This is a genomic window from Vibrio sp. RW, from assembly GCF_027587105.1.
Lineage (GTDB): Bacteria > Pseudomonadota > Gammaproteobacteria > Enterobacterales > Vibrionaceae > Vibrio > Vibrio toranzoniae.
The window spans coordinates 125,098-132,669 of sequence record NZ_JAPPTM010000011.1 but is presented as its reverse complement, the minus strand read 5'-3'; the positions used below and the strand labels follow the sequence as shown (position 1 = coordinate 132,669).

Genomic DNA, 7,572 nt, shown 5'->3' with positions numbered 1-7,572 from the left:
AGTGAAGAGATGAATCACTTTTCAGAGTAAACAGTAGGGCTTACTCTTACCGTAAAACAATATAAACTATTGCCTGTTATGTACTTAATGGAGAATAAGTAAATGGAACTGGAAACTTTCTTAGACATACTGCAACAATCACCTGAAAGCGTTCAATTTGAAGATACAATGCAAGTGATAGAGAGGTATTATGACTTCTCTGTAACTGAATTCAGTAATGGCGATGTGGTCAATGCGGCAGGGCAGAACAATGGCTCATGTAAGATTTTTGCCTTTGGTTTAGCGTTAGGACTTTCAGCTGAGCAAACATTGGCTTGTTTTGGCCAGTTTTATCGAAATGACGTGCTAGGTTTTCCTGAGAATACCGACCATCAAAATATTCGAAACTTCATGATTCATGGTTGGAGTGGAGTAGAGTTCTCTCAGCCAGCACTGGTTGCAAAAGCTAAGCAATCACTCATTTAGTTAATGGTGTCTTGAAGCGAGGTAATAGCATCTCGCTTCTCTTCGCGTTCTAGTGGAAGTTCATCGGTGCAAAATCTACTGAATAGGTAAGGCAGATAGACACTTACGGCACATGCAAACTCCAGCCTTTGGGATATTGCCGGTATCACGTTTTTCTAGCTCAAAGCACCAACAGGTTTCTTTACCTGCACTGATATCACATTGTGCTGGTTCATTGCATGCTGGGCATTGGTGAGTAGAGTTAATACCACTCAGATTATTCATCACCAACTCTCTTTCGCCTTCAGATAACCCTTTCCAGCCTATAATCTCATCCATTGTTCGATGGCACCCACTGCATATACCGCCATTATTTTTACAAGCCGCTCGGCAAGGTGTTTTCATTTATCTGACCTGTGATTCATTTGTGCTGAAATGTAGCATATTTGTTTTCCTTTGCAGAGCCTTATAAACCAAGAAGTGACCTAGTAAAGTCAACAAATGACCTCGTAATTTTGCGGATTTTCATGTAGCATCTCGTCCCTTTTGTCGAGTGGGGGATATTATGTTTATCGGATTTGATTATGGGACTGCGAACTGTTCTGTTGCGGCAATGGTAAATGGGGAGCCAAGTCTATTACCGCTAGAAGGTAAAAACCACTATATTCCCTCAACCGTGTTTGCTCCAACTCGTGAAAGTGTTTCCGAGCATCTCTTTCGCCATTTAAATATTAAGCCTAGCGATGCCGTTGGTGAGCAGGTGTTACGACGTGCGATTGCATTTAACCGAGAAGAAAGTATCGATTTGGTGCCGGAAGACATGGCATTTGGTCAGGCTGCATTAGATCTATATTTGGAAGACCCTCGTGATGTTTACTACGTTAAATCTCCTAAGTCTTTCCTTGGAGCGAGTGGATTGCATGATGTTCAGGTGAGTTTTTTCGAAGATTTAGTGTGCGCCATGATGGCGAATATTAAAAATCAAGCCGAGCGCACGACTCAAGAACAGATCAAACAAGCGGTTATCGGCCGACCAATTAACTTTCATGGTCGCGGCGGTGAAGACGCAAACAGACAAGCAGAAGACATCCTTACTCGCGCAGCTAAACGTGCTGGCTTTCTTGATATCGCCTTTCAATTTGAGCCAGTAGCCGCAGGCCTAGATTACGAAAGCACCTTGACTGAAAACCAAACGGTACTGGTGGTTGATATTGGTGGTGGTACGACGGATTGCTCATTGCTGGAAATGGGCCCGAGTTGGTCTAATCAAGCGGATCGCACTCAAAGTTTATTAGCTCACAGTGGACAAAGGGTAGGGGGGAATGACCTTGATATTTACCTTGCGTTTAAACAGTTAATGTCACCTTTTGGGATGGGTAGTAAAGGTACAACGGGCATTGATATGCCTTTGACTCAATTCTGGAACCCTATTGCGATTAATAATGTCGAAGCTCAAAAGAACTTCTATTCTCGCGAAAATCTGGCGGCCTTGAAGTTACTTCGTAAAGAAGCTTCAGAGCCTCAAAAGCTAGACCGTTTGATGAAGGTTTATCACGATACTTTAGGTTACAGCATTGTACGCAGAGCTGAAGAAGCCAAGATTGCACTAGCAGAATCTTCTCAATATCGAGCAGCGATTAATGTAGCGTCTGAACTGGTTGAAGTGGATATCTCTGTTGCACAGATGATTGCTGCCATTGAAACACCAAAATCAAAAATGATTGAGTTGGTGACAGAGGCGATACAACAAGGTCAGAAGAAGCCCGATGTAATTTACATGACAGGTGGTTCAGCGCGTTCACCGATACTTCGTGAAGCAGTACAACAAGCAGTGCCTAATGTGCCTATTGTAAGTGGAAACTACTTCGGTTCTGTAACTGCAGGTTTGGCTCGTTGGGCTGAGGTTTGTTTTAAATAGTAGATTAAGCCGTTTAGCTATGAAAGGGCTTGAAGTAACAATGTAGCTGACAGATAGGGTAATTGGTCTTCGACTGGTTGCCCTTTTTTATGTCTAACGCTTTTGTCAATAAACAGTGGCATATCGATGTATTGCTTGCTTCGGGTTCTGTGATTTTGCCTTTGATTAAAAGATTCCAAATGTTACAGAATATTTCCGGGAAAGAACCTCTCTATTCATGGTAAATCTGTTTTTCTTTTTTTTGATTTTAAATGCTTTTTTAGTGATTTAAAAACCAAAAAGTTAATTGCATTAATATAAATAAAACACAATAGTTTCGTTGTGATGTTTTATTAATTTGTTGTTTTTATTTGGTTTTTTGTTTTCTATAGCATTGTTGTTTTTATTTTATATATTTTAATGCAACTTTTTTGTCATTCATCGATTAGTGTTTGCCTACTTGTTAAATGTAGTTAACAACTTCTCTTATCAATGTGAGGTTGTTAGTGAATAATTCACCCAGTTACAAATGGATATGACAATGAATAAGAAACTTTTGGCGCTAGCGATTTCTGGTGCAGTATTTGGTACACAGGCAGTTGCAGTAGAACTTTACAATGAAGATGGCACAACATTCTCAGTTGGCGGCCACGTTTCAGTTGCAGTTGGTGATGTAAACAGCGATGACCGTATCAGCGAAGACGATATTGGCGTAGAGGCTGTTTCTCCACGTATTAACTTCAATGCTACTCATGAGCTTGGCAATGGCTTCACAGCAGATGCCAAAGGTGAGTGGGCGCTAAATATGTTAGACGGTGGTGATGAATCATTCGCAACACGTTTAGGTTACGTAGGTCTAACTCATGAAGACTTCGGTCGTGGTGTTGTGGGTACTCAATGGGCACCATACTATAACGTTGCTGGTGTTGCAGATATGCCAATCGCATTCGCGAATGATTTCATCTACGACGATCACGGTAACCTAGGTACTGGTCGTGGTGAAGAGATGGTTAGCTACGGTAACGCTATCGATTTTGGTAACGCTGGTTCTCTAAACGTAGGGGTTGCATGGCAAGGTCGTAAAGTCGCTGATTCGAATAAATATGGCAACCGTGCTCAAATCGCATTGAACTACGCTATCTCTGATTTCACAGCAAACTACGCATACAACACTGGTGATGTTACGTTTGGTAACATCGGCGGCGGTTCTAAAACTGCTGATTCAAATGTAGTAAGTGCCACTTACGGTTCTTATGGTTCAGAAGGTCTATTCTTAGCCGGTGTTTACGCTATGAACAACTACATGAACTCAAGCGCTGGTGTTGCTCTTGAAGAAACGGTAGCTGTTGAATTACTGGCATCTTACGCGCTATCTAACAGCCTTAACCTAAGTGTCAACTACGAAGCAGTAGAAGACGACAAGATGAGCGAAACTGTGTTTGCTACTACTGCTCTACAAGCTGAATACAACTTTACGTCTCAGTTTGTAGGCTTTGCTGGCTACCAATTCGACCTACAAGGTTCTGGCGTTTACAAAGAAAAAGCTGACGACCAGTGGCTTCTTGGTGCTCGTTACTACCTATAAGTCGCAGACTTATTTAGCATAGTGTTTACTCCTTAGGTTTACCTTTTAGGATACTGTCCTAGACACCATGCTAAGCCCTCTCAGCCTTTTGGTTAGAGAGGGCTTTTTTTCGTTTTGGACTTTCGTTTAGGGTGGTGCGATCTCCGTATAAAAGCTTTCAAATCATTGAATTGAGTTAAAGATCAGAATTTAGAGACTGGTAACCATCTTGTCGAAGATTCTCTTCTTCTGATACGGTAAACTCTGTATCCCAAGAATAGTTCAGGGATAAACTATGAGCAGCGTTATAAATCAGGAGCAATTGATGAACTCGAAACGAACAGCAATACCCACTAAAGTCTTGTGTGTAGGGCGTAACTATGTCGATCACATTGAAGAGCTCAATAATACTATCCCTGACGCAATGGTGGTTTTTAACAAGCCGAGTACCAGCGTGACTTCTTCTTTATGTTCTTTTCGTCAAGAAGCGTTGCATTACGAAGCTGAAATCTGCTTTATTGTTGAAAATGGTCAGTATTCTGCAGTAGGACTTGGATTAGACCTGACTAAACGTGAGTTACAAAGCAACTTAAAAGCGAAAGGCTTACCGTGGGAACGAGCCAAAGCCTTCGATGGCTCTGCTGTGTTGAGTCGTTTTGTGCCAACTGAACATTTAGATTTGTCTGACTTAAATCTAGAGCTGTTTATTAATTGTGTCCGCGTGCAAAAAGGGCATGTGGAGCAGATGCTTTACTCCCCACAGACCATTCTTGAAGAGTTATCTTCTTATACAACCTTGCTAGATGGTGATGTTGTGATGACAGGAACACCGAAAGGCGTCGGAGAAGTACACCGAGATGATATATTCCTTGGCCGTCTAAAGTGTGGTGAAACTACTCTGATTGAGATCGAATGGGTTGCAAGTTGATGCTAAAGTTTTACGGCAGAGTCTCCTAGCAGATAGCGAGTTAAACATAAGCGGTGACGTTGTTAATGGGATTAAACAGTTAGATTTAATTAGTTGTAAAATTTGTATAATGACCAAAATCTGGTTTTTAATTCGAGCTAACTGACGGGTCTCAACGGATTAGATCTGGAAGGGCGTTGGTAATTGATATAAAATTCGACTCCATTTTTTATCAATATTAGAACTCATGATCGACTTAGCCATCTTACCTGTTTACTTGACTGCCGTTGTCGCCCTCCTGCTTTTGCCCGGCCCTGATATGTTGCTTATCGCAAGCTCGAGTATGAGTTATGGACGTAAAGTTGGTTTGTTCGCGAGCCTAGGTAATGCGACGTCTGGAATTATTCTTACCGTATTAGCTGCTATGGGGGTCTCTGCGTTGATCGCAATGAGCCCAGTAGCTTTGAAAGTACTGCACTTGTTAGGTGGTACTTACTTATTAAAAATGGGGTGGGATTGCCTGCGAACAGAGCAGGGCAATGCACCTGAGTTAAGCAATAACTCTGCCGCCAAGTCGTATTACCAAAGAGCACTTATCAGCAATTTGCTCAACCCCAAAGCGTTAGTTTTCTTTGTTATGTTTTTACCTCAATTTGTCTCTACGAATATTGAAGCCACCTCGGGCGAACAGATGCTCATACTGGGTTTGTTGTTGAATATTTTAGGCTTAGCCTTCAATTTTTTATTGGTCGCGTTAGTGGGGACAATAGGTAAATCTCTCTTGGAAAACGCACAGTTTCGTAACTATCAACAAAAAGTGATGGGCGGAGTTTTCATTGTGTTGGCCGTGTGGATGCTGTCTTCTTTCTTTACTTCGTAAACACCCAATTCAAACATATTATCGCGGTTGACCGCTGAGAAAGATGGACGCTTAGAGCGTCCATCTTTTGTTTTTATCCGTCATATGTTGAACATACCAATAGTTAAGAATTCAGTTCTTGCTGGTGTCGTTCAATCAGTTTATCCATATATTCCTCACCGCGTAGGCGAGTGTCATCGTACGTTTCTGTTCCTTCAAACTTTGTCACCGTTTCATAGTAAACCTTAACTTTAGGCTCGGTTCCTGAAGGTCGTACGATAATGCGCGAGCCATCTTCAAGGTGATAGATGAGTACATCACTTGAAGGCAGGTTAATGGCTTCCGTATTGCCCCCAATGACGAAGCGTAAAGAAGACTGCAGGTCTTCAATCACAGAGATAGCAACACCGTTGATGGCTTTAGGTTGTGCCGCTCGGAGTTTAGATCCAATGGACGGTGAATCTGGATCGAGCGCGATACTTCGTTGTGCGTTGGTATAGACGCCATGTTCAAACGAAATTTGCGCAAGAAGATCCCAAACGGTTCGACCTTGAGACTTTAGCTCCTCAACTAATTGAGCAAAAATGACGATAGCGGACAGCCCATCTTTATCACGTACTTGAGTACCAATTGTGTAACCTAGAGCCTCTTCATAAGCGAATAAGAACTCATTCTGTTTATCTTCTAACTGCATGCCAATATTGGCCAACCATTTGAAGCCTGTTAGTGTTTGGAAGTAGCTAGCACCATGAGATTGCGCTACTTTTTCAAGTAAGGTTGAAGATACGATACTGTTACCAACCAACTGGTTTTTTGTGTGTGGCTTCGATAACAAATAATGCGCGAATAACACACCCACTTGGTCGCCCGTTAGCATCTTGTATGAGGCACCTTCAGTTCGGACAGCAACGGCGAACCGATCGGCATCTGGATCGTTGGCGCAAGCAATGTCGGCATCGACACTTTTCGCTAAGTTGATCACAAGATCCATTGCCCCTTTTTCTTCTGGGTTTGGGAAGTTAACGGTTGGGAAGTTGCCATCGGGCTCTCTTTGCTCTGTTACGCTGAACACTTTGTGAAACCCTGCATCGTGTAGAAGGTCCTCTGCCATTTGTGCTCCCACACCATGCATTGCAGTGTAGGCAATGGTTGTATTCGCCGATTCTATCCCTTTATTCACATACGGACTTTGACTAATGGCGGCACGATACGTTTGGTAGTAGCCTTCGGTTAGCCATACTAAGTTACCTTGTTGTTCAGCATCACTTAGGCTGATCAAAGGAATTGGCTTAGTCGGTGCTATGTCGATTTCAGCGGCAATGCCTGCATCGTGGGGGGGAATGATTTGAGCACCATTTTCCCAGTATACTTTGAAACCATTATATTCCGGAGGGTTGTGGCTGGCAGTCACGACAACAGCAGCGGCAGCATTGAAATGTTTGATACCAAAAGCAACGATAGGCGTCGCCGCAACATTGGCGGTTAGGTAAACCTTAATACCTAAAGCTGTGAGTACAGAAGCGGTATCAATTGCGAATTGCTTTGAATCTAAACGACCGTCATAGCCAATTATCACTCCACGAATAGCGGTATTCGCAACATGTTCAATTAAGTAATGTCCAAGCCCTGTTGCTGTTTCTTGTATGACCAAGCGATTCATTCTATTCGGGCCACATCCTACTTTGCCCCGCAATCCCGCCGTTCCGAATTCTAGGCGTTGAGTAAAGCGGTCATCTAATTCGTCGTGCATTCCCTCATCGATGAGATGTTGCAGCTCTTCACGAGTTCTTGGATCTGGGTCTCTCGTTAACCAGTTCATCGCATCTTGCATAATTACTAAACCTTATAATGTCGGTATGACTTCCTATGGGTTTAAATTAAGTGATACTGATTATCATTTC

7 protein-coding genes are annotated in these 7,572 nt (G+C 42.6%); 5 read left to right on the top strand and 2 right to left on the bottom strand.

All coding sequences use genetic code 11. The features are described from left to right. Positions 1 to 102 precede the first annotated feature (102 nt). Entirely contained in the window at positions 103 to 465 is a 363-nt protein-coding gene (locus tag OCT63_RS12225; RefSeq protein WP_161686870.1) for a HopJ type III effector protein, read from the top strand. A 75-nt stretch (positions 466 to 540) separates the two neighbouring features. Here OCT63_RS12225 and OCT63_RS12220 read toward each other — a convergent pair whose 3' ends face one another. Continuing rightward, positions 541 to 849, bottom strand: a complete 309-nt coding sequence (locus OCT63_RS12220) for a DUF1289 domain-containing protein (RefSeq protein ID WP_077681677.1) — start codon at positions 847 to 849, stop codon at positions 541 to 543. 160 nt (positions 850 to 1,009) lie between these two features. Between OCT63_RS12220 and yegD the strand changes: the two genes are divergently transcribed. The 4 genes from yegD (at position 1,010) to OCT63_RS12200 (ending at position 5,692) form a co-directional block, all read left to right on the top strand. Continuing rightward, complete coding sequence (gene yegD / locus OCT63_RS12215; RefSeq protein WP_269983812.1) at positions 1,010 to 2,362, top strand: molecular chaperone; 1,353 nt, start codon at positions 1,010 to 1,012, stop codon at positions 2,360 to 2,362. A 520-nt stretch (positions 2,363 to 2,882) separates the two neighbouring features. Continuing rightward, complete coding sequence (locus OCT63_RS12210) at positions 2,883 to 3,926, top strand: porin (RefSeq protein WP_060469485.1); 1,044 nt, start codon at positions 2,883 to 2,885, stop codon at positions 3,924 to 3,926. A 274-nt stretch (positions 3,927 to 4,200) separates the two neighbouring features. After that, entirely contained in the window at positions 4,201 to 4,833 is a 633-nt protein-coding gene (locus tag OCT63_RS12205; protein WP_269983811.1) for a fumarylacetoacetate hydrolase family protein, read from the top strand. 226 nt (positions 4,834 to 5,059) lie between these two features. Then, positions 5,060 to 5,692 carry a LysE family translocator gene (locus tag OCT63_RS12200; RefSeq protein ID WP_269983810.1) on the top strand — a complete coding sequence of 211 codons (633 nt, stop codon included), beginning with the start codon at positions 5,060 to 5,062 and terminating at the stop codon, positions 5,690 to 5,692. Positions 5,693 to 5,795: 103 nt separating this feature from the next. On the opposite strand, the gene OCT63_RS12195 is transcribed toward OCT63_RS12200, so the two are convergent. After that, positions 5,796 to 7,502 carry a phospho-sugar mutase gene (locus OCT63_RS12195; protein ID WP_269983809.1) on the bottom strand — a complete coding sequence of 569 codons (1,707 nt, stop codon included), beginning with the start codon at positions 7,500 to 7,502 and terminating at the stop codon, positions 5,796 to 5,798. Between the last annotated feature and the right edge of the window lie 70 nt (positions 7,503 to 7,572).

Coding starts and splice junctions, on each gene's coding strand:
- OCT63_RS12225 (WP_161686870.1), top strand. CDS start 103: ATGGAACTGGAAACTTTCTTAGACATACTGCAACAATCACCTGAAAGC.
- OCT63_RS12220 (WP_077681677.1), bottom strand. CDS start 849: ATGAAAACACCTTGCCGAGCGGCTTGTAAAAATAATGGCGGTATATGC.
- yegD (WP_269983812.1), top strand. CDS start 1,010: ATGTTTATCGGATTTGATTATGGGACTGCGAACTGTTCTGTTGCGGCA.
- OCT63_RS12210 (WP_060469485.1), top strand. CDS start 2,883: ATGAATAAGAAACTTTTGGCGCTAGCGATTTCTGGTGCAGTATTTGGT.
- OCT63_RS12205 (WP_269983811.1), top strand. CDS start 4,201: ATGAGCAGCGTTATAAATCAGGAGCAATTGATGAACTCGAAACGAACA.
- OCT63_RS12200 (WP_269983810.1), top strand. CDS start 5,060: ATGATCGACTTAGCCATCTTACCTGTTTACTTGACTGCCGTTGTCGCC.
- OCT63_RS12195 (WP_269983809.1), bottom strand. CDS start 7,502: ATGCAAGATGCGATGAACTGGTTAACGAGAGACCCAGATCCAAGAACT.